Genomic DNA, 22,552 nt, shown 5'->3' with positions numbered 1-22,552 from the left:
CTGATAATTCTGGCATACTACGCGCTTTAAATTTTTAGTGTTTGTTTATGCCTTCTGTATCTTCCCTGTTTACTGCTGACGGATTGCTGGCTAAGGCCATTCCGGGGTTTTCTCCCCGCGCCGCCCAGACGGACATGGCGCTGGCTGTGAAGTCAGCGCTGGACAATCAGCATTCGCTGATTGTTGAAGCCGGCACAGGAACAGGCAAAACCTTCGCTTATCTCGGTCCGGCATTGCTGGCTGAAGGTAAAGCAATCATTTCTACCGGAACGAAAAATCTGCAGGAGCAGCTTTACCACCGTGATTTGCCGGTGGTTAAAAAAGCGCTTGGCTCCCGCAGAAAAACAGCGTTATTGAAGGGCCGTTCGAATTATTTGTGTTTGCACCGCATGGGGCAGCACGGCGGTAATTCCACACTGGTGGAAAAAGAAGTACTCGGTCAGCTCTCAACGGTGAGAAGCTGGGCCGAGACCACCAAAACCGGTGATACCGGCGAACTGAAAACGTTGCCGGAAGATGCCAAAGTACTGCCGTTGATCACCTCAACAGTAGACAATTGCCTGGGACGTGATTGTCCCGAATATGAAGAGTGTTATCTGGTAAAAGCCCGCCGCAAAGCGTTGGAGGCTGATATCATTGTGGTCAATCATCACCTGTTTTTTGCTGACATGGCGCTTAAGGACACAGGCTTCGGTGAGCTCATCCCTGAAGCGGATGCCATCATTTTCGATGAGGCTCACCAAATCCCCGATATCGCCAGCGATTATTTTGGTGAATCCTTGTCCAGCCGTCAGTTACAGGAACTGGCAAAAGATATTAACGTGCTTTACCGCACAGTGCTGAAAGACGCAGAACAGCTGGATAAAGCCGCAGAAAAATGCCGGATTGCATCAGCCGATCTGCGCCTGCTGTTTCCGGAAAATCCTGAAAGAGGCAACTGGGCCGAAGCGCTGGACAGAGATGACATACAAACTCAGGTCGCCAGATTAAAAGACGGCATCGGTGTGCTTCATGAAGTAATCAAACTGCACCTTGGCAGAGACAAAGATCTGGATAATATTTACGAGCGGGTAGTGCAGACACGGGAACAGCTTGACGCGTTATGTGATGCTGAACAGCAGGGCGTGAGCTTGTGGTATGAAACCACGCAAAGACACCTTATCCTGCATCTCACGCCGTTATCCATTGCTGCGAAGTTCCGCCGGTTTATCAATGCCGTGCCGAGAGGATGGGTTTTCACGTCTGCAACCTTAACCGTCGATGGCGGCTTTACCTACTTCCAGAAACGGATGGGACTGGACGACGCCAAAACTCTGGAACTGGAAAGTCCGTTTAACTACAAAGACCAGGCAATGCTCTGTGTGCCGAGGTTCCTGCCGGAGCCGAACAGTTTTGCCATGAAAGACACGTTGTTCGAAACGGCGAAACGTCTGATTAAGGCCAGTAAAGGCCGCTGTTTCTTGCTTTTCACCAGCCACGCCATGCTCCGTGAAATCGCCAAAAGGCTGGAGTTTGAGGTACCTAACAAGCTGCTGGTGCAGGGAACGACGACAAAGCAGGCACTGCTGGATGCTTATCTGGCAGATGAAAGTGCGGTGTTGCTCGGGACCGGTGCGTTCTGGGAAGGGGTTGATGTTCGCGGCAATGACCTTATATGCGTGATGATTGATAAACTGCCTTTTGCTTCACCGGATGATCCGCTGTTACAGGCGCGCATGGAAGATGTGAAAAAGCGGGGAGCAAATCCCTTTGCTGCAATTCAGATCCCGCAGGCAGTCATTACGTTAAAGCAGGGGGCGGGACGGCTTATCCGTGATCCCACCGACAAAGGCGTACTGGTTATTTGTGATAACCGTCTGGTGACCAAACCCTATGCACAAACATTTGTATCAAGTTTACCTGATATGCAGAGAACACGTTCGCTGGACAAAGTTGAATCGTTTCTGCAAGCGATTAAATAGCCCGGAGTTTTATGATTTTACTTGCCATTGATACCGCTACTGAAGCCTGCTCTGTTGCGGTGAAAACCGAAAACGGTATTTTTCACCGTTTCGAAATTTGTCCGCAGCAACATAGTCAGCGATTGTTACCTATGGTTGATGAAGTAATGAAAGAAGCCGGTGTGAGCCTAAAAGACACCGGCGGGCTGGTTTACGGTCGCGGGCCCGGCAGTTTCACCGGCGTTCGCATTGCCACCGGCATGATTCAGGGACTGGCTCTGGGCACGGGCCTGGAAGTGGCAGGTGTCAGTACGCTTACCGCGATGGCGCAGCAGGTGATAGATACGCAGGGTGCCGGCCGTATCGCCTGCGCCATTGATGCGCGCATGGGTGAAGTGTACTTTGCACAATTTACTAATGTAAACGGTCAGGCTGAGTTAACCGGTGAAGAACAGGTATGCCCGCCTGAACACGCTGCAACGCAGCTCTCCGGAGATTTTGCCCGTGCCGGTACCGGCTGGATGGCCTATGATGAACTTAAGCAGTTTGGTGATGAGCCACCGCAAGTACTCTATCCCGACGCATTGCACATGCTGAAACCCGGCGAAGGGATGTTTGCCGGAGGCATGGCTACCAGTGTGGATAACATTGAACCTGTTTATCTGCGGGATAAAGTGACGTGGAAAAAGCTTCCCGGCAGGGAATAGTGGTGCGTTTTTTGCGTGACATTTTATTCGGGCTAAAATAAGCTTAAATATTCAGTAAACGCCAATCAGCGTTGCTTACAGCTTACTTAAACCCGTTGTCAGCTAACCGTCAATCACGAATACAGGAACTCATACAGCGTGGAAATTCAGTCCGGCTACAGTATTATCAGACCTGATCAGGCGCCCCGCCGGGAGCAGCCTGAGAAAGTGGATGCCAGACAGAAAGAACCTGTTCAAAGTGTTGAAGGTATCGTTGTACCTGAACCGGTGCGCAGCAGCCAGTCTGATGATGTACTGAACTCTGCAAAGAAATTTCAGCAGCAAACCGGTTACGACCAGCCGGAAGGCAAAGGTCAGCAGGCCACTGCTGCCTACCAGAGCCTTGAACGGGAAGCGCAGCGGGATTCTATCCGTCAGCTCCTCGGTGTAGACATTTACGCCTGACCTCCTTATTCTTGAATCTGGTCTGCTCACCCCGATTAGTTTCGTTTTTCAGGCCATTGTTCAGGTTGCATTCAGTTTGCAACGTCATAATTAATAGAGTTTATCTTTTAGCATTCCGGGGCGTTTATGTTGCGTAAAATTTTTCTGCTGGTGGCGGTAGTCTTAGCAACCGGTTGTACCATTATTCCTGAAGATATCCGCGTACCGGACGACACCAATCTGGTCTCCTACAACAAAGCGGTTACCGGCGGTGACGGCGTGAAGGGCAAAATGGCCCGTTGGGGTGGTGTGATCGTTGGCGTGGAGAACAAGGAAAACAAGACCTGGGTTGAAGTGGTCAATTTTCCTCTGAATCACTACGGGCGTCCGAATACGTTTGAAGAAACCATTGGCCGCTTCAAAGTGGAACTTGATGGTTTTGTTGATCCGATTAATTTCGAAGAAGGCCGCTCCGTCACCTTCATTGGTGCTGTGGAACGACCTGTTGCCGGTATGGTCGGTGAACAGCCTTACATGTATCCGCGCATCAAGGGTGAAAACTTTCATATGTGGCGTCAGGATTCACTGAACTACGTACACCCCATGTTCTTTGACTACCGTATGGGCTGGTACTCACCGTTCTACTATTCATTTTACCGTCCGTATTATTCGCCCTATACGTTTGGCGTTGGTTTCTCCCGCGGGTATTACAGAAGTGCTTATCCCAATGTCTCGCCGGTACGGGTTTCCGTTACCCGCAGCGGCAACAAGGGTACTATCAGCCGGCCTTCAACATCGACCCGCAGCAGTGTAAGCAGACCGGTTACCAGAACCTCCACGCCGGCTAATGGCGGCGCAAGACAAAATCTGAAGTAATCCGGCGGCAGGTTTATTCCTTATAAAGCGGCAATTCATTGCCGCTTTTTTCTTATTTTTGCCGCATCCGGAGGGCGTAAACATGTTAGAAACCGAATTTCAGGCCGGTGAACTCAAACTGGCTGCACTTGATAATCAGGGAGCCGGAACTGTTGTGATCGGTTTGCACGGCTATCTCGATAATGCTGCATCACTGGCGCCGCTGGCGCCTTATCTGCAATCCTGCCGCTTCATCGCACTGGATTTACCGGGACACGGTCAGTCAGCCCACCGGCCGGCCGGTGCCCACTACCACCAGTTTGATTTCCTGCAGGATTTATACGCGCTTATCAAAGAGAATCAGTTTGAAAATGTGGTCCTGCTGGGTCACTCACTGGGCGGTATTCTGGCGACACTTTATGCCGCTGTGTTTCCTGAACAGGTGAAAGCAGTGATTTCCATAGATGCCTGCGGACCGCTTACTCTGGATCCGCAAACAAGCGCTGAACAGGTCAGGGAGTCTGTCATCAGTCGTGATAAGAAGCGGCGGAACAAACTGAATATGGTGGATTTGGATGCTGCGGTGAAAGCCCGTTGCGCTGTTGCTGATATCCGGCCTGAGCATGCCCGGGCAATTCTATCCCGTAATCTGACGCAGGATGCATCCGGCCATTGTTTCTGGGCGAGCGACCCCCGCGTGCGCACAAAATCTACCCTGCGGCTGACTGAGCCACAGGCAGAGGCGTTCATGCGAAGCATTGAGTGTCCGGTATTGTTTCTGGCCGCGGACAGCAGCTTTAAAAAGGTTGAGCAGGTTTATGCGAAAAGGCAAAACTGGTTTAGTCACTGTCAGTGTAAAACTTTTGCCGGCGGCCACCACATACATATGGAAAAAACAGACGAAATTGGCTGCGAAATTCGTCAATTTGTTGAGCAATTGTAAATAGTGGCGTTTATCTTTTCCTTATCATCCTATAATATACGGAAGAAATCAGACCAGTTGTGAAATATTGGTTAAAGTTTGTACTTTTTTGCAAATATAAAAATAAAAGTTACCGGAGGGTGTGTGGAAAAAATTTGGCTTGAGCATTACGACCCAAGTGTTTCGGCAGAAATTAACCCTGATCGTTATGCCTCTATCGTAGATATTTTTGAACAGTCTGTGACGACCTGGGGCGATAAAACCGCTTACATGAATATGGGGCACAGCATGACTTTCAATGAGCTGGACGTGTTGTCTGCTCAGTTTGCGGCTTATCTGCAAAATAGTGGTTTAGAGCGTGGCGATGCTGTCGCCATCATGATGCCAAATTTGTTGCAATACCCTGTTGCTATGTTCGGCGTATTACGGGCCGGACTCACCGTCATTAACGTGAACCCGCTCTATACCGCCCGCGAATTAAAGCACCAGTTAAACGATGCCAATGCCAAAGCCATTGTTATTGTCGATAACTTTGCCGCCACGCTGGAAAGTGTGATTGCTGATACACCGGTGAAAAAAGTACTGCGCACGGCGTTAGGGGATATGTTACCGGCTCCTAAGCGCTGGATAGTAAACCTGGCGGTGAAGCACGTGAAAAAGATGGTGCCGGAGTTTTCTCTGCCACAAGCTGAGTCGTTCATGTCAGCAGTGAAAGCCGGCGCGAATTACACATATCAGCGTCCTGAGATAACAGGGGACGACCTGGCATTTTTACAATATACCGGTGGTACGACAGGCGTATCGAAAGGTGCGATGCTGACACACCGTAATATGATTGCAAACCTGGAACAGGTATCGGGTATTCTCGAAATCGTCATTGAGCCCGGTGAAGATGTCGTTGTCACTGCGCTACCGCTTTATCACATCTTTGCATTACTGGCGAACTGCCTGTTGTTCCTTAAATTTGGTTGTCCGAACCTGCTTATTACCAACCCGAGAGACATGCCGGGTTTTGTGAAAGAGCTGTCGAAACACAAATTTGCCATTTTACCCGGGGTGAACACCCTGTTTAACGGTCTGCTTAATACGCCCGGATTCAGTGAACTTGATTTCTCCGGATTTAAGTTCGGTCTGGGTGGCGGTATGGCCGTGCAGCGCCCGGTGGCTGAACGCTGGCAAAAAGTCACCGGCACAGTACTGCTTGAGGGTTACGGCCTGACTGAGTGTTCGCCCGTGGTAGCGGTTAATTCACCTACCATTAAGGCTTATAAAGGCGCTATCGGTATGCCGGTACCTTCCACAGAAATTCGTCTGCTGGATGATAACGGCAATGATGTGCCCTTAGGTGAAGCCGGTGAAATGTGGGTGAAAGGGCCGCAGGTCATGAAGGGCTATCTGAACCGTCCCGAAGCTACAGAAGAAATTCTTAAAGATGGCTGGCTGGCTACAGGCGATATTGCGAAGTCAGACAATGAAGGTTACTTCTATATTGTTGACCGTAAAAAAGATATGATCCTGGTCTCCGGCTTCAATGTGTTCCCGAATGAGATTGAAGAAGTGGCAGCCATGCATGATGATGTGGTGGAAGCGGCTGCTATCGGTGTGCCTCACGAAGTCAGTGGTGAAGTCGTGAAATTATTTGTGGTTGCCAAGGACAAGAGCCTGACCGCCGAAACGGTTATTGCACATTGTCGTAAGCACCTCACCGGCTATAAAGTGCCGAAACACGTTGTCTTTAAAGACGAACTGCCAAAAACCAATGTAGGCAAAATTCTGCGTAGAGAACTGAGGGACTGAGTTCACCGTGACTTTACGCAACTAATTGGGACAGCCGGCATCATTGCCGGCTGTTTTTTTATGATGAAATATACCTTAATAACCGACGAAATTGCGCTTAAAGCTGTCTGTGAGAAGGCTTCTGCCGCTGAAGCAGTTGCCATTGATACTGAATTCGTACGTACCCGTACCCTGACGCCGCAGCTGGGATTATTGCAGTTGTTCGACGGCGAGCAACTGGTACTTATCGATCCGCTGGCGATTAATGACTTAAGCCCGTTTGTGGCATTAATGACGAATCCTGATGTGATCAAAGTGCTGCATTCCTGCTCAGAAGATCTGGAAACATTTCTGGCAGCATTCGGTGTAATACCTGCGCCGGTATTCGATACTCAATTTGCAGCAAGTGTGCTTGGCATGGGCGCGACCCTGGGTTATGCACGGCTGGTGGAACTGATGAGTGACGTGGTGCTGGATAAAGGGGAGTCCCGCACTGACTGGCTGGCCAGACCGCTACGGGAAAGTCAGCTGGTGTATGCCGCCAATGATGTGCTGTATCTTTTACCTGTGTACTTACAACTGAAAGAACAAATCGAAGCAGCCGGTAAATTTGATTGGGTAACGCAGGAAATTGCTGCACTGGGAGAAAAGAAGGCTGCACAAATTCCTCTGGAGCAGGCTTACCTTGTGCTGAAAAATACTTGGCGGCTTAATCCTGAACAGCTTACCGTGTTTCGCCATCTTGCAGGCTGGCGGCTTAAGGTTGCCCGTGAAAAAAATCTGGCCCTCAACTTTGTGGTCAGAGAAAGTCAGCTTTTCGATATGGCAGTAAAGATGCCGTTAAGCCGCACTGCGCTGAGTCGTATCGAGGGATTGCAGCCGCAAACCCTCCGTCGTTACGGTGAAACGCTTACCGCCCTGGTGGCTGAAGCAAAATCCCTTTATGAAGATACCCCCGCAGACAAACAATTACCCCGTATGCGCCGGCTGATTGACTATCCCGAATATAAAAAGCATCTGGCTGCTATTAAGCGCCTGTGTGCAATGGTTGCCGCAGAGCAGGGCGTGTCAGAGGAAGTTGTGGCCTCTAAAAAACAAATCAATCAGCTGTTAAAATGGCAATGGTTTGAACTGGATGAAACCCGCGTGCAGGGGCTTCTGCCTGATTTGCTGAGTGGCTGGCGCCGTCCTCTGCTGGAAAAGGGGCTGGCCTCATTATTAGGGCCGCTGGCTTTCACCCGTTAAGAAATAATGCAGGACTGAATATGCTTTGTGCAATTTATAAAACCCGCCGGAAAGAAGGCATGTATTTATACGTGCCCGGCAAAAATGCTTTCGGTGATGTACCGGAAATACTGATGGAGAAATTTGGCACGCCGGAACTGGTGATGTTGATTTCCCTGGATAAACGGCCTCAGCTTGCCGGTGTCAGCAAAGCTGATCTGGAAGTGGCGCTGAAAGAAAAAGGCTTTTATCTGCAAATGCCGCCAAAAGCGGAAGATATGCTGGCCGCTCACCGCACAGAGCTTGGTCTGGCGCCCCATGTGGATGAAAAACGGTGATGAAAGCATTGGTTTCAATCAGTCCTGTTGTATTGCTCACCGTTTTTTTGCTGCTGGCTTTGCCGGTTTCAGCAGAAGAAAAAAACGAAGCTGGATTTAAAGTCTGGTTACAATCTCTGAAGCAGGAAGCAGTGGAAAAAGGCTATACGGCAGAACTGGTGGACAAAGCGCTGGACACTGCCACATTTCGTCCCACCATTGTAAAGGCAGATAAAAATCAGCCGGAGAAAAAAATCACGCTGGATGATTATCTGGCGACCCGCGTGCCGGATTGGAAGGTCAGGCAGGCAATTACCCTGTATCGTGAGCATCAGTCTCTGCTGGATGAAATCGGCAGCAAATATGGTGTTCAGCCCCGCTTTATTGTCGCTTTGTGGGGCAATGAGTCTAACTTCGGTAAGATTCAGGGCAACTATCCGGTGTTCTCCGCAGTGCTGTCTTTAGCCTATGAAGGGCGTCGTGAAGCGATGTTCAAAAAGCAGTTCTATGCTGCACTGGATATCATTCGTGATGGTCATATTGGTATTGAAGCACTGAAAGGGTCCTGGGCCGGTGCGATGGGCCAGAGTCAGTTTATGCCCGTGTCTTTTTTAAATTATGCCGTGGATTATGACGGTGACGGCAGAAAAGACATCTGGACCACGCCGGCAGATGTGTTTGCCTCTATCGCTAATTTTCTTGCCAGCGAAGGGTGGGACGATGACTATACCTGGGGCCGGCAGGTTAAGTTTGTTGACGGTTATGACGGTGCACATTCAGGCTTTGCAAAAGAAGATTTCGTGCCGTTAACAGTATGGCAGGAAAGAGGCGTACGTAAATTTGATTTATCAGACTTACCTGCTGCCGGTATCAAAGCCTCTCTTATCATGCCGGACGGCATCGATGGCCGTTTATACCTTGTCTATAATAATTTTCATACGCTGATGAAGTGGAACCGTTCATCATATTTCGGCGTCTCGGTCAGTTATCTGGCAGACCGGATCCGCAAAGGGGAATAACATGTATCAACATCTCAATATTCAGGGCCAGCCTGTTCCTTTGCCTGTGACACGTGCCCTGTGTATCGGCCGCAACTATCTTGATCATATTCAGGAGCTGAACAACACTGTGCCGGATGAAGCCTTGTTGTTTATGAAGCCGGCTCCGGCACTTTGCCATTTGTCTGAACCGGTGGTGATCCCTTCAGACAAAGGCGAATGCCATAACGAACTTGAAGTGGCAATCTTGCTGAGTCAGTCACTGTGCAAAGCGACGCCTGATGACGCGCTGGCCGCTATTTGGGGCGCAGGGCTCGCCCTTGACCTGACCTTACGTGATGTACAAAGTGAACTCAAAGCGCAGGGCTATCCCTGGGAGCGTGCCAAAGCCTTTGATCGCAGCTGCCCGGTTTCCGCTTTCGCTCCGTTGACGCAAACCGGAGATCTTACTGACATTCATTTCACCCTGACCGTGAATGATACCGTGCGTCAGCAGGGGCATACAGCAATGATGATCCGGCCGGTAGCGGAGCTTATCGCAGAAATGTCTCACATCTTCACCCTGCAACCCGGCGATATTATTCTCACCGGAACGCCAAAAGGCGTAGGCCCGCTAAATGCCGGTGACAGGATCCGCGCAGAGCTGGGTGAATTAATGTCTGTCGAAACGAATGTGGTGATGTGATGACACCGTTCTGGGAAACGAAGACGCTTGATGAAATGACTGTTGCTGAGTGGGAATCACTGTGTGACGGTTGTGCAAAATGTTGTCTGCATAAGTTCATTGAAGATGACGATGCTGAAGAAGCCGCGCCAACGGATACCCTGAATCAGGGAGAGGAAATTCACTATACCAACATTGCCTGTTCGCTTCTGAATACCAAAACCTGTGGCTGTACCCGCTATGCAGAGCGCACAAAGCTGGTTCCTGATTGTGTAAAGCTGACCAAAGAGAATCTCAAGGATATTTTCTTTATGCCGCCAAGTTGCAGCTACCGGCGTTTGCATGAAGGTCGCGGGCTGCCGTCCTGGCATCCGCTGCTAAATAAGGGCAAGAAAGCCAAAATGCATCAGGCCGGTATGTCTGTGAGAGGGAAGACCGTATTTGAAACGGATGTGGATTTAGACGCGTTTGAAGATTATATCGCCAGCTGGCCTTTGCACGACACAGACTGATATCCGGCTATTCGTTCGTTAACGCGTAAAGCAATGCATGTCTGCCGCAGATACGTTTGCGGCAATAACCTTCCTTTTCTGCTCCCAACTTTTCAGCAACACGTAAACTGGCTTTGTTATTGGGTTCAATAAACAACTCCAGACGAAATAAATCCATCTGATCAAAAGCCAGTTTCTTCAATGCCTGGCAAAGCTGAACAGCCAGACCCTGTCCGCATGCCTCAGGCCGGATCCAGAAACCCAGATTCGCGTTACGGTGCAAAGGGTGGATATAGTTTATCAGTCCCATGCCCAGACAACGGTTGTCCATCACCAGCAGGTAGGTGATACCGTAACCCTGCTCACGCTGATTTTCCAGCGCGGTCAGACACTGACGGGCCTGCGCGGGGGTGACAGGGCACAGATCTGTACCCATCCATGGCCGCACATGACTGACTGATTGCTGAGACGCTTCACACAACAAATCGGCATGTTTTTGCCCGGCCCGTTCAATACTGATGGGGCTGGTTGTGGTTGCAATAGCAGGAAGCCGCGATGGCAGGGTACTTAAGTCAATCAAAAGGGTTTCTTGTCCAGTAAACGACAGCCAAACACGATAACGAATACGGCAGCGTAAATCCCGAAGATCACCATCATCCACTCAGGCATACCCAGTCCGGCAACACGCCAGCCGTCATCCAGGCAATCCCCTTTTGCTTCAAATATGGCCGGTAACCAGTCATAAAGGGGCATAAATGAAGGGAAATTCGGAACTATTTCGCAACTGGCAAACAGAGAGGTACTGTGAATGATGTCGTACTGTTCACGGGCGATCATAAAGCCCCAAACTGAAGAAACCGCCCAACCGGCGAAAGCCAGCATCCGCGTCAGGCCATGATTCACAATAACGACCAGTAAACCGGACAACAAAATACCGATAACCGCTGTTCGCTGATAAATACACATTACACAGGGTTGCAGGCCATTAACATGCTGAAAATATAATGCTGCAGACAACAGTCCTGCGGCAGATAAAAATAAAAGAAGCCAGGCGGGTTTATACTCCGCCTGGCGACTAATCCATTGAATGAGATTCATTGTTGCAATAAAAACCTTAGTGCGGTTCAGCGCCTGATACTGGCATCGTGGCTGAATGGTGCTCAATAAGGTGCATATCGTATAGCGCTTGTGTGGCATCTGCCAAGCCAAAATAGGTGGCTGCCAGTCCTACTAAGGTGAGTACCACGGTGTAAGGCAGCGCCATCATTACCATTTTTCCGTAGGACAAGCGCAACAACGGGGCAATGGCTGACGTTAACAGGAACAAAAATGCTGCCTGGCCGTTAGGTGTCGCTACAGAAGGCAGGTTTGTACCTGTATTGATAGCAACAGCCAGTAAGTCGAACTGGTCACGGGTGATCTGGCCTTCCTGCAGCGCTGCCATCACTTCCGTAATGTACACAGAGCCTACAAACACGTTATCACTGACCATCGACAGCACACCGTTGGCAAGATAGAACATCACCAGCTGAGTTTCGCCTTCGAAAGACAGTACCCAGTGGATAACCGGCTGGAACAGGCCCTGATCGATAATTACCGCAACCACACCGAAGAAAACACATAGCAATGCTGTAAACGGCAGGGCTTCTTCAAACGCTTTACCTAACGCATGCTCTTCAATAATACCGCTGGCAGATGTTGCCAGAACAATGACTGACAAACCGATAAGACCAACAGAAGCAAAGTGACCCGCAAGTCCCACAACCAGCCAGACACCAATTAACGCCTGAACGGCCAGACGGGCTTTATCGCGGTTAGTACGGCCTTCATCCATATGTTTGTCGTAGGATACAAGAATGTCTCTTACTGCCGCCGGTAGCTGGGCGCCATAGCTGAACAGTTTCGTTTTCTCCAGTATTATTGTAGTGGCCAGACCGCATACGAATACGGGTAAGGTAATCGGTGCCATTCGGGTAAAGAACTCAACGAAGTCCCAACTCGCTTTATCAGCAATAATCAGGTTTTGTGGTTCACCTACCATGGTCATTACGCCACCCAGCGCAGTACCCACCGCTGAGTGCATCATCAGGTTGCGCAGGAACGCACGGAAGTTCTCCAGATCATCACGCCCCAGATTCGACACACCGTCATCGTCTGTATGATCATGGTCATGATGAAATTCTTTGCCGGAGGCGACCTTGTGGTAAATCGTGTAGAAACCCAGACCCACCGCAATAATGACCGCGACAACCGTCAATGCGTCAAGGAAAGCAGATAAAAACGCGGACGCTGCAATAAAAGACAGCGACAATATCATCTTGTTTCTCACCCGTATGACCAGCTTGGTAAACAGGAACAGCAGCAGATCTTTCATGAAGTGAATACCGGCAACCATGAAGACCAGTAACAGCAGTACCTCAAGGTTCACCTCAATTTCATGCATCATGTGTTCGGGCGAGGTCATGCCAATGAACATCGCTTCAATCAGCAAAAGACCACCAGGTTGCAAAGGATAACATTTCAGTGCCATCGCCAGCGTGAAGATAAACTCGATGACCAGTGTCCAACCCGCGAGGTATGGATCTACCATGAAAAGGAAAGGATTAAGAATAAGGAACGCTACAATTGTTTTTTTGTACCAGTCCGGCGCATGCCCGAGAAAGTTCTTATAAAGCGCCATAGGTAGCGATGTTTGCATAGTTAATTTTCCTTTAACAACTTGTTGCGATGTGAATGTAATTATTATCGTAAATCTTGTCCAGAGAATGTTGGACATTAGCCAAGTTATGGTTTTTAGTGGCTTTTATCACATCTGGTACACTCATAACCAAACTCTACCTGAAAAAAACAGCTTGAGAAAGCTGCCACAGGCCTCAGTTAGTATAACTTATATCAGTTTTATGACTGATTAATTGATTGTGTTAAAGAAAATTCCTCTGGTACAATGAGTTTGACAATAAAAAGAGATTCAGGCGAGTCACCTATGATTTATAAAGCCCAGAGCCCGGCAGGTTTTGCTGAAGAGTATATTGTTGAGTCTATCTGGAGTGGTCGTTTCCCTCCGGGGACCATTCTTCCGGCAGAACGGGAGCTGTCCGAGCTTATTGGTGTAACACGCACCACGTTACGCGAAGTATTACAACGACTCGCCAGAGACGGCTGGTTGACGATTCAGCATGGCAAACCCACAAAAGTGAACAACTTTTGGGAAACTTGTGGTCTGAATATTCTGGAAACCCTGGCCCGTCTCGATCAGGACGGTATTCCCGAGCTGGTGGATAACCTGCTGGCCGCCCGTACGAATCTGAGCGCAGTGTTTATTCGTATGGCAATCCGGAATAACCCTGAAGACTCTGCGGAAATTATCGCCCGGTATCTGAATATTGAAGAAGACGGCAAAGATTTTGCGCATTTTGATTATCAGTTAAACCACGATCTTGCGCTGGCATCCGGCAATAAAGTGTTTGTTCTGATGATGAACGGCTTCCGCGGATTGTATTCCCGCATCGGTGGTTACTTTTTTGCCCAGCAATCCGCCCGTGATGTGGCGAAAGATTTCTACGGTAAACTGTTAGCGGCAGCGAAATCCGGAGACCACGAGAGTGTACCAGGCCTGATCCGTCAGTATGGTATCGCGTCAGGTAAAGTGTGGGCACAAATCCGCGAAGATATGCCTAAAGATCTCGTCGACTAATCATTCTGTTTTATCCTGAAAGCCCGGTATCCGCCGGGCTTTTTGCTATCTGCCTTTCGAATCTCCCGGGCTTGCGGTAAAGCCTTTACTTCCTTTATGCTGGGATCCGTTTTACCCGTCATGTTGTTTTCTTGCTGTCGCCGCACGCCGGTGAAGTCAATGCCGGTGGTGTTCAGAACGGGTCAGCCGGCCCTGAATCAACCTCTCAGACAGTAAGGAAACACAATGAACCTCAATCCCGTTGGCTGGTTTGAAATTTACGTCAGTGATATGTCCCGGGCACAAACCTTCTATGAATCTGTTTTTATGTGTGAGTTAGAGACAATCTCTGTACCTGCGGATGAATCGCTGGTCATGAAAGGATTTGGCTCTGACATGACGGCTTACGGAGCCAGCGGCGCGCTGGTCAGTATGGAAGGAATGACACCCGGCGGTACGGGCACACTGGTCTACTTCTCCTGTGATGACTGTGCCATTGAATGTGCCCGCGTACCCAAAGCGGGCGGCACGGTTATTAAGGAAAAATTTCCGATTGGCGAATATGGCTTTGTCGCACTGCTGCAGGATAGTGAAGGCAATATGATTGGTCTGCATTCCCAAAAATAAACGGGATTAGTATGCGCTTTCTAACTTTTCATTTTATGGTTGTGTCAGATGAAGCGAATTCCACTAGGAGAGCCGAAAATGACCAAATCAGATACTATTAAAAGCAAATTGAATGATGCTGAAGATTTCGCCCGCAAAGTCTGGCTTGCAGGACTGGGTGCCTATGGTAAAAGTGTTGAAGAAGCACAGGGCCGTTACGAAAAGCTGAGCACTGAAGCGTCTAAAATGTTCGATGAATTAGTGAAAAAGGGTGAAACTTTAGAAGATGACGCCCGTACTAAATTCAAAGAAACCACTGACGATGTTGAAAGCCGTGTGAGTGATGTACGTCAGAAGCTGGGACTTGATACGGATAATACTGATCATCGTATTGAAGAGCTTTCAGCCAAAATTGACGCATTGACAGAAGCGGTTGCCAAGCTGGCAGCGAATAAATAATGTCAGATCACCGTGTGTCCGGCACGACGGGCACGCGGTGTTTTCGCCGCTACGATTTCTTCAGTATAAAGGAAAAGTGATGGTACAGAAAAATAAGCCAAACGGTCCGTTGACCGGCTGGATTGAAGCCGGCTCCGAACTTATCGCTGAGCAGTTGTCCGGCGTGACTGAACAGATTAACCGTCAGCTTGATGCGCAAAAAAAATCCTTTGATGAGCTGCAGCAACGGGGTGCCAGGATGGATGCACATCTCCGGTCATCTTTGTCGCCTTCGGCTGTTCTTGCCAATATGGAACAGTTAGTCAAAACCAGTCCGCTCTGGTCATTTGTGCCGTCTTTCACGGCAAAGCGTGACAAACGTGAGCAACAACTTGATGTGTTGTCGGCGAAAGTGGATGTGCTGGTAGAACAGGTTGCGTTACTGGCGGCAAAGCAGGCACAGGAAAAAGCTCAGGCAACGCAGGAAGCTGAAGCTTCTGCCAAAGTGAAAACGAAAGATGTAGCTGAAAAAGCTGATTCCGCTGCGACAGCAGCAAAATCTGCCAGTGCAGAGACGCCGGAGAAGCCTTCGCGGAGACCTTCAACCCGGAAGAAAACGGTGACTTCTACTCCCGGAGCGAGACCCCGCTCGGTATCTTCAGTTCGTCCTAAAGCAAGGTAACGCTCACAGCCTGCCTGTTGTCTTTGAGTGGGTAGCGAAAGCGCTACCCTTTTTTCGTGTTCAATAACTTAGCCCTGGTTTTAGGGTTGCTGAGCAAAATCGCCAGCGCCAGAAATATCAAACCCAGAGTAAGATAATAAGGTTGTTCAAGCCCTTCCACAAAATAGGCTGCGAACAACAGAAAGGCTGAAAATAGAAGAGTGTAAGGCGTTATCCGTTTCATGTATTACCCTCCGGTGAAGGGGGGCAGTTGTCCGCAGTTAAACTGCCCCGAATTCTGACTATGGTGTCGTTAAGCTTGTCGCAATATCCACAGCAGCAATACCGATCATGCCTGCTAAGCCTGATTTTTAAGCTCGCGACCAAATTTATAAAATTAAAATATCAAATAAAACTGAACCCGGGGCGAGGATTTCAGTGATTGATGTCTATCACCGCCAGATAGATTGGTTTTTGCGGTCGGCAAAGAAGTCATGGGGTTCCCAGAATGCCGGAATGTGTTCGTCCACATCGGCGATGGTGAAGTTCTTTTTCAACTGACACATGATTTCTGTCATGCGTGCGCGGTCAATTTTCATCAGCTTTTGTTTGGTGGCGTTAAAGAACAGATTTCTGTCTTTCGCTACCCGTTCTTCTTTGCCGGCAGCAAAAAAGGTCAGGTTTCTGGACACAATTTTGCAAACCGGTTCAGCAGGATGCTCCGGGTTTAACCGGGACACAATGGCATATTCATACTGGTCTTTTTCCTGACCTTTTTCATTCACCGGAATGAAGCACACACCGAATCCCTGAGGGAAATAACCCACAATATTGATGAAGTGCTCAGCGAGCCTGCTGTTAACACTTTTTTGTTTCGCCATTTGTTCAATCAGCATATAACCCTTCGGCAGCATAGAGCGGTTATAGCCGGGTTTGGTGGACAGGACGATGGAGGAATAGACCTGCGGGATTTTTAAAATATCGCCGATTCCGGATTTACCGGTGAATGTGTCCTGCATCAGTTCCATAAGAAAACCGTGGGGGCCTTTGTTTTGTTCACAGCCGATAAAGGAGACGCCGTCTCTGATAAAGGTCAGCGTTTGCTGATAGTTAATCTTTAACAATTGCTTGCGGAAAGATTCATCAAGTTCTCTGAACGGATCATCTTCGCCGTCTTCTCCGTACAGAATGCGCACAGCCTCTTCGTGATAAAGTCCGATGTCCTGAAAAACAGCCGCTGCGATGACAGGGGTGGCGATGAAGTTTGCCCATTCCCGCATTTTTACTTCATCAGTAAACCGTTCAAGTACGCCAGCATATTTTGATAAATAGCTATGTTTTACGCTGCTGTCTGCCAGCACTTTGTCACTTAATCTGAGAGCAAGTACGGCTTTATAAAGCGGTTTAAGCCGTTGATGATAGCGGGCGTAATTGCCGTCCTTACCCCGCGTGAGCAGAAGCAATGTGCCAAGAAAGCGGGAGCTGGCGGTCTGGGTTTCATAATAAGTTTCACCTTCACTCAGGGCAATTACCTGCGACACAATAGTGATTATCAGGCGCTGGCGATCTGCCTGTTCTTTCTCAAGTTGCTGCACCGCGGCTTTGTGTTGCTTCTTCAGATCTTCCAGCACGGCAATGTTAGCCCTGGTTTCGCTGACAACTTTGACTTCCTGCGCCAGGCTCTGAATGCGCTTTTTCAGGTCTGCGGTCACCGCATAAAAGTGTCTGGCGTATGTCACCACCGAGGGCTTTGCCGTATCCACAGGATCGACAAGTTCAATGAGTTTTTTGACTTTGCTGACATACTGGCTGTCAGCCTGAGTGGCATTGTGGTTCACGGCATTCCTGAGCGTTAAAATACTCCGGGTCTTCCTTTCCGGTTTTTTATCAGTGCCCTGATTCCCTGGCTTCCCGTTCTTTTAGCTTAGTTAAATATAAGCGTAACGTCTCGCTAATTTTAGTATTTCTTTCAATAACATCAATGTGCTCCCAGGTAGCCTTCTCGCCGCTGCGTATCAGCGACGTAATACTTTCTGAAGTCGGGTTGGCGAGGATCTGACTGAGACTCCTGAGCTGCTTATGAGGAAGAATATTAATATTGCCTACGTACTGCTGGTCAATAACCGACCGTACTTTATGAATTGCGAGGCGGGCAGCCTTGTTACCGGTGAGGTTCTCAAGCATGTCGAACGCAAAAATGCTGTTAGACTTTGCCAGTTGACTGACGTGGCGGAATGTCAGTCCGGTCAGTGTGGTAGCGCCGGCGCGGTTCGAAGACAAAAAAGGCACAGCCAGAGGATTTGTCTGGCTGACGATGCTGTGGTTAACACCGTATAACCGCGACAATTGTCTGAAAGGCAAATCCGCCATGAGTGAACCGTCCACAAACCTGCGGTTAGGGATGTACGGTATGATATCGCCGGCAGCATTTTTAGCGCGTAGTTGCACAGGACTGAAAAATAACGGGACGGCGGTGGAAGCCCGCACAGCCTGAGTAATAATAGCATTCGGAGACGATTTGGCGTTGAGTACCCGTGATTGTTGATGCAAATCCATCGGCGATACGGAAATGTTGATATGACGGCCGGTTTTACTGAAAGCCTCTTCAAAGGTCATCAGATCAAACAGGTCAATGAGGGTATTTTCCAGCGCTGTGGCATCCAGCAACGACTTCCTGCCAAACCCTGACCATTTTCTCCAGTAACGAAACTTACTCAGAATAAACTCAGGAGAAAGGGCTTCCTGCAGTTCCTGCTGGTTTTTTGTGCCAATCATAGCAGCGATAATAGCACCGGCACTGGCGCCTGATATCACGGTGGGCAACAGGTTGTGTTCATTGAGGGATTTCACTACACCGGCGTGAAAAAATCCCAGACCGGCACCACCGGACAGCATCAGACAGGAACGGCCGAAAGCATGAGCCGTCTCTTCAAAAAACTGCTTTTTATGGAAAAAATCCACCACAGACTCATCAGCCCGGTAAATGGCATCCAGTGCCATCACCACTTCGCTGATAAAGGTCTCGATAAGCTGCTTGGTGCCCGTTTTACTGTGTGTCAGCAGGGCAGGGTTGGCGATATTACCCAGGTTGCCATGCAACCCTTCATGGAGTACCGACATCAGGCCGGTCACATCCTGTAGCTTTCTGGCTGACTGCATGCGTTGAACACGCTTTCGTATCAACCGGTAGTCATAATCTCTGCTGGCTTCTTTTCGCTTCCAGTTCTCTGCGCCGGTCAGGGCGTCGTGAGCCAGGCAGGCTTCACGGTATTCAGCATAATCAGAAGCCTGTTCAATATCCTGCTCTATTGCATTCGATTTTGAGAAAAATACCATAATACCGGCCTCTAACTGATCTTTGGAAACGCATCACTTGCAGTGATATTAACCAGCCTGGCAGGAATAATTTGAATGCTCTACCTAATTTTGAACGTATGGCGCAGATCAAGCTTTCACCGCAAAAGGTTTGCTAAATATGTAATCTCCCTTTAGCCTGAAGCTATGTCGGTAAAATAGCCAAAAACAATAGCTTGCATGGAATGGAACCCGGAACTGCTTAGCCTGCTGTCTATCCCGTTTATCAGCGCGATTGTGGGTTGGGTGACCAATTATCTGGCGGTCAAAATGATGTTTTATCCCATTGAATTTAAGGGGATCAGACCATTTTTGGGCTGGCAGGGGCTGATCCCGGCAAAACGGCGGGAAATGGCTGAAATTGAAGTAGAGCTGGTTCTGGGCAAACTGCTCAGTGTTGAAGAACTCGCCCAACGCCTGGACGGCGAACAGCTGGCCTGTGCCATCGAACGGCGCTTAAAGCAGGTGCTGAAAAGTGTGGTCAACGAGGTGATGGAAGCTTCAGCACCGGATTTATGGGCCGCAGTGCCGGTGCAGGGAAAGAATCTGGTTTACCGCCGGATTGAAAATGACATGCCCCGGGTTGTAAAAAAGCTGGTCACAGATTTTCAGTTAAATATAAATGAAATTCTGAACATCAAAGAGTTGGTAGTCGAGCAACTGGTCGGTTCGCCTTCACTCATCAATGAAATTTTTCTTACTGCCGGTGCCAAAGAGTTTCCGTTCATCGTCCGTTCCGGTTTTTATTTTGGTTTTCTTTTCGGCTTACCCACCATGTTTCTGTGGCACTATTTTCAGGCCTGGTGGTTATTGCCGCTGGGCGGATTGCTGGTGGGCTACGCCACTAACTGGATTGCTATTAAAATCATCTTCGAGCCTAAACGTCCCCGCAAGTTTGGTCCTGTGACTGTTCAGGGCATGTTTCTGAAACGACAGGCGGAAGTGTCCCGTGTGTATGCTGAAATTATCGAAAATAAGCTTATCACTCCGCAAAATATTACCCATGTGATCCTGCACGGTTCCGGATCTGCTTCGTTACTGGAGCTAATTGAGCTGCACGTCAATGATGCTATTGAGCGCTATGTGGCCATTGCCCAGCCGTATTTCGGGCTGGGTGTCGGCTCTGAAAATTATTTCAAGATGAAAGCGCTGGCCGTACAGCGTATTTTTGAAAACTCAGATAAAACCCTGTTTTATGCTTACGATTACGCCCATTCTGCTTTGCGGGTAGGTGATGACTTACGGCTCCGCATGCAGGCACTCTCGCCGGAAGAATTTGAAGGTGTATTGCGTCCTGCTTACCGGCAGGATGAATGGAAGCTTATTCTCACAGGCGCATTGCTGGGTCTGGCTGCCGGTTTTGCCCAGCTTTATCTGGTATTTATCTGATCATGAAAACCGCAGACAAAATACTCTACACGGCGCTGTCACTGTTCAATGAGCATGGCGAAAACAGCGTAACCAGTGTAGATATTGCCATGGAACTGGATATCAGTCCGGGTAACCTGTATTACCATTACAAAGGCAAAGAAGTGATTGTTGAACGCCTTATCAGCATTCACAAAAATCAGATGCTGCATGTACTGCGAAGTGATATTGCCGGCCGCATCAGTGCGGAAGATGTGTTCTATTATTTCTACATGATCATTGAGAAACTGCATCTGTTTGAATTTCTTTACCGTAGCCCGGCAGATCTTGCCGAAAAGTATCCGCACGCCCACAAAGTGAGAAATCAGGTGGTGAGTGCGCTGGAAAAACAGATAAGCAATGTATTGCATGCACTTAAATCCTCCGGTTCTCTGACCCTGGAGAAAGCAGAGTTACCTCTGCTTACAGAGCTGTTAACCCTGGTATTGACCCAGTCGTTCCAATATGACCAGCTTGGCCGCAGCCTTGACGGTGAATCTCAGCGATATCACTGCCTGTCTTTATTAATGATGAGTTTATTGCCGCGGTTAACTTTACCGGAGGGCACCCTGGCCGAACTGAATCAGGGGATTGCCCGTCACAGTCTGGCAAACCTGAAACATACTGAATGGACGGACGGGGAAGACTGATGGGCCGCTCACTGTCTTTTCTGGACAAGTCTTTCTGGCTGGCGGAGTCTGAAGCCAGTCCCAAGCATGTGGGTTGTGTGCAAATCCTTGAAATGCCTGAGCAGGCATGTGCTTCAGAGTACGTCAGGGCGCTTTACGAAGAAGTAAAATCGCACACAAAAATTACCCCGCCATTTAATTGCAAGGTTAAAACGCTGCTGGGTTACCCCCTGGGTTTGCAGCCTTTTAAGCACATGGATATGGATTATCACGTGCAATTTCATATAACTGAAAACATTCAGGATCGCAGACAGCTCGATAAACTCACTGAAACACTGCATGCTTCGCGGCTCGACCCGGAAAAGCCACTCTGGCAGTTCATTTTTTTGCATGACAATACCAGCCGTCAGTTTGTGATTTATGCACGGGTACATCACCTCTACGGCGACGGCGCAACGCTGGTTCGCTGGTTTCAGGCCGGATATACCGCCGGACCTGCAGAGGAGGGGTTTACTCCGGTCTGGGCGCTGAAACGGCTGCGCCACAAAAGAAAGCACCTTGTGCGCTGGCGTGACAGGTTGTTCGCCGTCTGGCAGGGACTGAAAACCAGCTGGCAGTTTTTCATCATTATGTTGCGGCTGCTGATGAAGCTGGTGCGTATTAACACCCATTACATGCCTTTGCCCTTCAGCGGTACGCAGACGCCCCTTACCGGACAGGTGAGAGCGGGCAGGGCGGTAACTACAACAGACATCGATTTTGCAGAGATTAAAGCGCTGGCAAGACGCACGCGGGCATCTGCTAACGAAATATTGCTGTGCGTATTTGATATTGCGGTTCACCGTTTTCTGAAAGATCACGGACAGCGGTTTATCCGTCCTCTGTATACTAATATGCCGGTTAATTTGCGTAAACCGGGCGAGAAGACCACCGGAAATAAAATTGCCATTGTGCCTGTTGAACTGGCCCACGGTGAGCGGGACCCGTATGTGCGGTTAAGGCAAATTATTGTGAATCACCGCATCGTCAAACATGCTGCACAAAAAGCGACGCCGGGGGCATTCAAAGCGTACACCATCACTATTCAGGCGGTATCACTGGTGTTTGAATGGTTACACTTGTCAGACTTCGTCAAGCCCATAGCGAATATCTTAATTTCAAACCTGCCCGGACCAAAAGAAGCCCGTTATCTGAAGGACAGCAAATTACTGGCCTGTTATCCGGTGTCCACCATGACGCCGGGTGGCGGCGTGAATATCACACTCATGACCTACAACGGGACGGCAAACGTGGGGATGGTGTGCTGCAACCGGCATGTCAAAGACATCAGCCCTCTGGCCGGCTATGTCCATGAAGCTTTAGCCATTCTGGCCCAGTCGCTGGATGAACCCGGAGTGGGTATTGAAGATATCGGCGAGCAGATTGAAAGTTATCCCCGTTCAGTCATTGCTGAATAGTCTGAACAAA

24 protein-coding genes are annotated in these 22,552 nt (G+C 49.1%); 18 read left to right on the top strand and 6 right to left on the bottom strand.

All coding sequences use genetic code 11. The annotated features are described in order from the left end of the window. Nucleotides 1-47 precede the first annotated feature (47 nt). From DS731_RS13705 to DS731_RS13655, 11 genes are all read left to right on the top strand, one after another. Nucleotides 48-1,961: an ATP-dependent DNA helicase gene (locus tag DS731_RS13705; protein WP_119501864.1), complete on the top strand. Its 1,914-nt coding sequence runs from the start codon at nt 48-50 to the stop codon at nt 1,959-1,961. Nucleotides 1,962-1,972: 11 nt separating this feature from the next. After that, the gene (gene tsaB, locus DS731_RS13700) at nt 1,973-2,647 is read left to right on the top strand and encodes a tRNA (adenosine(37)-N6)-threonylcarbamoyltransferase complex dimerization subunit type 1 TsaB (RefSeq protein WP_119501863.1); all 675 of its coding nucleotides are present in this window, start codon (nt 1,973-1,975) and stop codon (nt 2,645-2,647) included. Between the two features lie 138 nt (nt 2,648-2,785). Continuing rightward, the gene (locus tag DS731_RS13695; RefSeq protein WP_119501862.1) at nt 2,786-3,091 is read left to right on the top strand and encodes a hypothetical protein; all 306 of its coding nucleotides are present in this window, start codon (nt 2,786-2,788) and stop codon (nt 3,089-3,091) included. 126 nt (nt 3,092-3,217) lie between these two features. After that, on the top strand, nt 3,218-3,946 hold the full coding sequence (locus DS731_RS13690) for a Slp family lipoprotein (protein ID WP_232373368.1): 729 nt from the start codon (nt 3,218-3,220) through the stop codon (nt 3,944-3,946). 82 nt (nt 3,947-4,028) lie between these two features. Then, entirely contained in the window at nt 4,029-4,868 is an 840-nt protein-coding gene (locus DS731_RS13685; protein ID WP_119501861.1) for an alpha/beta fold hydrolase, read from the top strand. A 123-nt stretch (nt 4,869-4,991) separates the two neighbouring features. Beyond that, a complete protein-coding gene (fadD, locus tag DS731_RS13680; protein WP_119501860.1) occupies nt 4,992-6,644 on the top strand; it encodes a long-chain-fatty-acid--CoA ligase FadD in 1,653 nt (550 codons plus the stop codon). A 63-nt stretch (nt 6,645-6,707) separates the two neighbouring features. Next, nucleotides 6,708-7,868 (top strand): ribonuclease D, encoded by a 1,161-nt coding sequence (gene rnd, locus DS731_RS13675; protein ID WP_119503422.1) that lies wholly within the window; start codon nt 6,708-6,710, stop codon nt 7,866-7,868. 20 nt (nt 7,869-7,888) lie between these two features. Next, nucleotides 7,889-8,185: a YcgL domain-containing protein gene (locus DS731_RS13670; protein ID WP_119501859.1), complete on the top strand. Its 297-nt coding sequence runs from the start codon at nt 7,889-7,891 to the stop codon at nt 8,183-8,185. Then, a complete protein-coding gene (locus tag DS731_RS13665; RefSeq protein WP_119501858.1) occupies nt 8,185-9,183 on the top strand; it encodes a lytic murein transglycosylase in 999 nt (332 codons plus the stop codon). The genes DS731_RS13670 and DS731_RS13665 overlap by 1 nt, the downstream gene beginning before the upstream one ends. Nucleotide 9,184: 1 nt before the next feature. Then, nucleotides 9,185-9,847: a fumarylacetoacetate hydrolase family protein gene (locus DS731_RS13660; RefSeq protein WP_119501857.1), complete on the top strand. Its 663-nt coding sequence runs from the start codon at nt 9,185-9,187 to the stop codon at nt 9,845-9,847. After that, nucleotides 9,847-10,338, top strand: a complete 492-nt coding sequence (locus DS731_RS13655; protein WP_119501856.1) for a YcgN family cysteine cluster protein — start codon at nt 9,847-9,849, stop codon at nt 10,336-10,338. Before DS731_RS13660 ends, DS731_RS13655 begins: the two co-directional genes overlap by 1 nt. 7 nt (nt 10,339-10,345) lie before the next feature. On the opposite strand, the gene DS731_RS13650 is transcribed toward DS731_RS13655, so the two are convergent. From DS731_RS13650 to nhaB, 3 genes are read right to left on the bottom strand one after another with little or no spacing between them, the layout of a single operon-like run. Further along, a complete protein-coding gene (locus DS731_RS13650; RefSeq protein ID WP_119501855.1) occupies nt 10,346-10,897 on the bottom strand; it encodes a GNAT family N-acetyltransferase in 552 nt (183 codons plus the stop codon). After that, a complete protein-coding gene (dsbB, locus tag DS731_RS13645) occupies nt 10,894-11,415 on the bottom strand; it encodes a disulfide bond formation protein DsbB (RefSeq protein ID WP_119501854.1) in 522 nt (173 codons plus the stop codon). The genes DS731_RS13650 and dsbB overlap by 4 nt, the downstream gene beginning before the upstream one ends. A gap of 16 nt (nt 11,416-11,431) precedes the next feature. Beyond that, nucleotides 11,432-13,015: a sodium/proton antiporter NhaB gene (gene nhaB, locus DS731_RS13640; protein ID WP_119501853.1), complete on the bottom strand. Its 1,584-nt coding sequence runs from the start codon at nt 13,013-13,015 to the stop codon at nt 11,432-11,434. A gap of 285 nt (nt 13,016-13,300) precedes the next feature. Here nhaB and fadR point away from each other — a divergent pair, with 285 nt between their 5' ends. The 4 genes from fadR to DS731_RS13620 all read left to right on the top strand — a co-directional run bounded on the left by fadR (nt 13,301) and on the right by DS731_RS13620 (nt 15,716). Next, a complete protein-coding gene (gene fadR / locus DS731_RS13635; RefSeq protein WP_119501852.1) occupies nt 13,301-14,011 on the top strand; it encodes a fatty acid metabolism transcriptional regulator FadR in 711 nt (236 codons plus the stop codon). 225 nt (nt 14,012-14,236) lie between these two features. Next, on the top strand, nt 14,237-14,617 hold the full coding sequence (locus DS731_RS13630) for a VOC family protein (RefSeq protein ID WP_119501851.1): 381 nt from the start codon (nt 14,237-14,239) through the stop codon (nt 14,615-14,617). A gap of 78 nt (nt 14,618-14,695) precedes the next feature. Continuing rightward, on the top strand, nt 14,696-15,055 hold the full coding sequence (locus DS731_RS13625; RefSeq protein WP_119501850.1) for a phasin-related domain-containing protein: 360 nt from the start codon (nt 14,696-14,698) through the stop codon (nt 15,053-15,055). Between the two features lie 79 nt (nt 15,056-15,134). Next, nucleotides 15,135-15,716: a hypothetical protein gene (locus DS731_RS13620; RefSeq protein WP_119501849.1), complete on the top strand. Its 582-nt coding sequence runs from the start codon at nt 15,135-15,137 to the stop codon at nt 15,714-15,716. A gap of 43 nt (nt 15,717-15,759) precedes the next feature. On the opposite strand, the gene DS731_RS13615 is transcribed toward DS731_RS13620, so the two are convergent. From DS731_RS13615 to DS731_RS13605, 3 genes are all read right to left on the bottom strand, one after another. After that, nucleotides 15,760-15,939 carry a hypothetical protein gene (locus DS731_RS13615; protein ID WP_119501848.1) on the bottom strand — a complete coding sequence of 60 codons (180 nt, stop codon included), beginning with the start codon at nt 15,937-15,939 and terminating at the stop codon, nt 15,760-15,762. A 208-nt stretch (nt 15,940-16,147) separates the two neighbouring features. Next, a complete protein-coding gene (locus tag DS731_RS13610; protein ID WP_119501847.1) occupies nt 16,148-17,533 on the bottom strand; it encodes a hypothetical protein in 1,386 nt (461 codons plus the stop codon). Nucleotides 17,534-17,582: 49 nt separating this feature from the next. After that, nucleotides 17,583-19,034 (bottom strand): DUF3336 domain-containing protein, encoded by a 1,452-nt coding sequence (locus DS731_RS13605; RefSeq protein ID WP_442858466.1) that lies wholly within the window; start codon nt 19,032-19,034, stop codon nt 17,583-17,585. A 195-nt stretch (nt 19,035-19,229) separates the two neighbouring features. Here DS731_RS13605 and DS731_RS13600 point away from each other — a divergent pair, with 195 nt between their 5' ends. From DS731_RS13600 to DS731_RS13590, 3 genes are read left to right on the top strand one after another with little or no spacing between them, the layout of a single operon-like run. Continuing rightward, nucleotides 19,230-20,438 carry a DUF445 domain-containing protein gene (locus DS731_RS13600; RefSeq protein ID WP_119501845.1) on the top strand — a complete coding sequence of 403 codons (1,209 nt, stop codon included), beginning with the start codon at nt 19,230-19,232 and terminating at the stop codon, nt 20,436-20,438. Nucleotides 20,439-20,440: 2 nt separating this feature from the next. Continuing rightward, nucleotides 20,441-21,106, top strand: coding sequence for a TetR/AcrR family transcriptional regulator (locus DS731_RS13595; protein WP_119501844.1), 666 nt, complete (start codon nt 20,441-20,443; stop codon nt 21,104-21,106). After that, a complete protein-coding gene (locus tag DS731_RS13590) occupies nt 21,106-22,542 on the top strand; it encodes a wax ester/triacylglycerol synthase domain-containing protein (RefSeq protein ID WP_119501843.1) in 1,437 nt (478 codons plus the stop codon). Before DS731_RS13595 ends, DS731_RS13590 begins: the two co-directional genes overlap by 1 nt. The last annotated feature ends 10 nt before the right edge of the window (nt 22,543-22,552 follow it).

The organism is Alteromonas sp. RKMC-009 (assembly GCF_003584565.2).
Classification (GTDB): Bacteria; Pseudomonadota; Gammaproteobacteria; order Enterobacterales; family Alteromonadaceae; genus Alteromonas.
Note: the sequence above shows the minus strand (reverse complement) of the source record. Positions and strands in the feature narration are given on the sequence as shown.

Excerpts from the sequence above, each read along its gene's own strand:
- DS731_RS13630 (WP_119501851.1), top strand. The coding sequence starts at position 14,237 with ATGAACCTCAATCCCGTTGGCTGGTTTGAAATTTACGTCAGTGATATG.
- tsaB (WP_119501863.1), top strand. The coding sequence starts at position 1,973 with ATGATTTTACTTGCCATTGATACCGCTACTGAAGCCTGCTCTGTTGCG.
- DS731_RS13625 (WP_119501850.1), top strand. The coding sequence starts at position 14,696 with ATGACCAAATCAGATACTATTAAAAGCAAATTGAATGATGCTGAAGAT.
- DS731_RS13690 (WP_232373368.1), top strand. The coding sequence starts at position 3,218 with ATGTTGCGTAAAATTTTTCTGCTGGTGGCGGTAGTCTTAGCAACCGGT.
- DS731_RS13665 (WP_119501858.1), top strand. The coding sequence starts at position 8,185 with ATGAAAGCATTGGTTTCAATCAGTCCTGTTGTATTGCTCACCGTTTTT.
- DS731_RS13590 (WP_119501843.1), top strand. The coding sequence starts at position 21,106 with ATGGGCCGCTCACTGTCTTTTCTGGACAAGTCTTTCTGGCTGGCGGAG.
- DS731_RS13670 (WP_119501859.1), top strand. The coding sequence starts at position 7,889 with ATGCTTTGTGCAATTTATAAAACCCGCCGGAAAGAAGGCATGTATTTA.
- dsbB (WP_119501854.1), bottom strand. The coding sequence starts at position 11,415 with ATGAATCTCATTCAATGGATTAGTCGCCAGGCGGAGTATAAACCCGCC.
- DS731_RS13655 (WP_119501856.1), top strand. The coding sequence starts at position 9,847 with ATGACACCGTTCTGGGAAACGAAGACGCTTGATGAAATGACTGTTGCT.
- DS731_RS13705 (WP_119501864.1), top strand. The coding sequence starts at position 48 with ATGCCTTCTGTATCTTCCCTGTTTACTGCTGACGGATTGCTGGCTAAG.
- DS731_RS13600 (WP_119501845.1), top strand. The coding sequence starts at position 19,230 with ATGGAATGGAACCCGGAACTGCTTAGCCTGCTGTCTATCCCGTTTATC.
- rnd (WP_119503422.1), top strand. The coding sequence starts at position 6,708 with ATGAAATATACCTTAATAACCGACGAAATTGCGCTTAAAGCTGTCTGT.
- DS731_RS13615 (WP_119501848.1), bottom strand. The coding sequence starts at position 15,939 with ATGAAACGGATAACGCCTTACACTCTTCTATTTTCAGCCTTTCTGTTG.
- DS731_RS13685 (WP_119501861.1), top strand. The coding sequence starts at position 4,029 with ATGTTAGAAACCGAATTTCAGGCCGGTGAACTCAAACTGGCTGCACTT.
- DS731_RS13620 (WP_119501849.1), top strand. The coding sequence starts at position 15,135 with ATGGTACAGAAAAATAAGCCAAACGGTCCGTTGACCGGCTGGATTGAA.
- DS731_RS13595 (WP_119501844.1), top strand. The coding sequence starts at position 20,441 with ATGAAAACCGCAGACAAAATACTCTACACGGCGCTGTCACTGTTCAAT.
- DS731_RS13660 (WP_119501857.1), top strand. The coding sequence starts at position 9,185 with ATGTATCAACATCTCAATATTCAGGGCCAGCCTGTTCCTTTGCCTGTG.
- fadR (WP_119501852.1), top strand. The coding sequence starts at position 13,301 with ATGATTTATAAAGCCCAGAGCCCGGCAGGTTTTGCTGAAGAGTATATT.
- nhaB (WP_119501853.1), bottom strand. The coding sequence starts at position 13,015 with ATGCAAACATCGCTACCTATGGCGCTTTATAAGAACTTTCTCGGGCAT.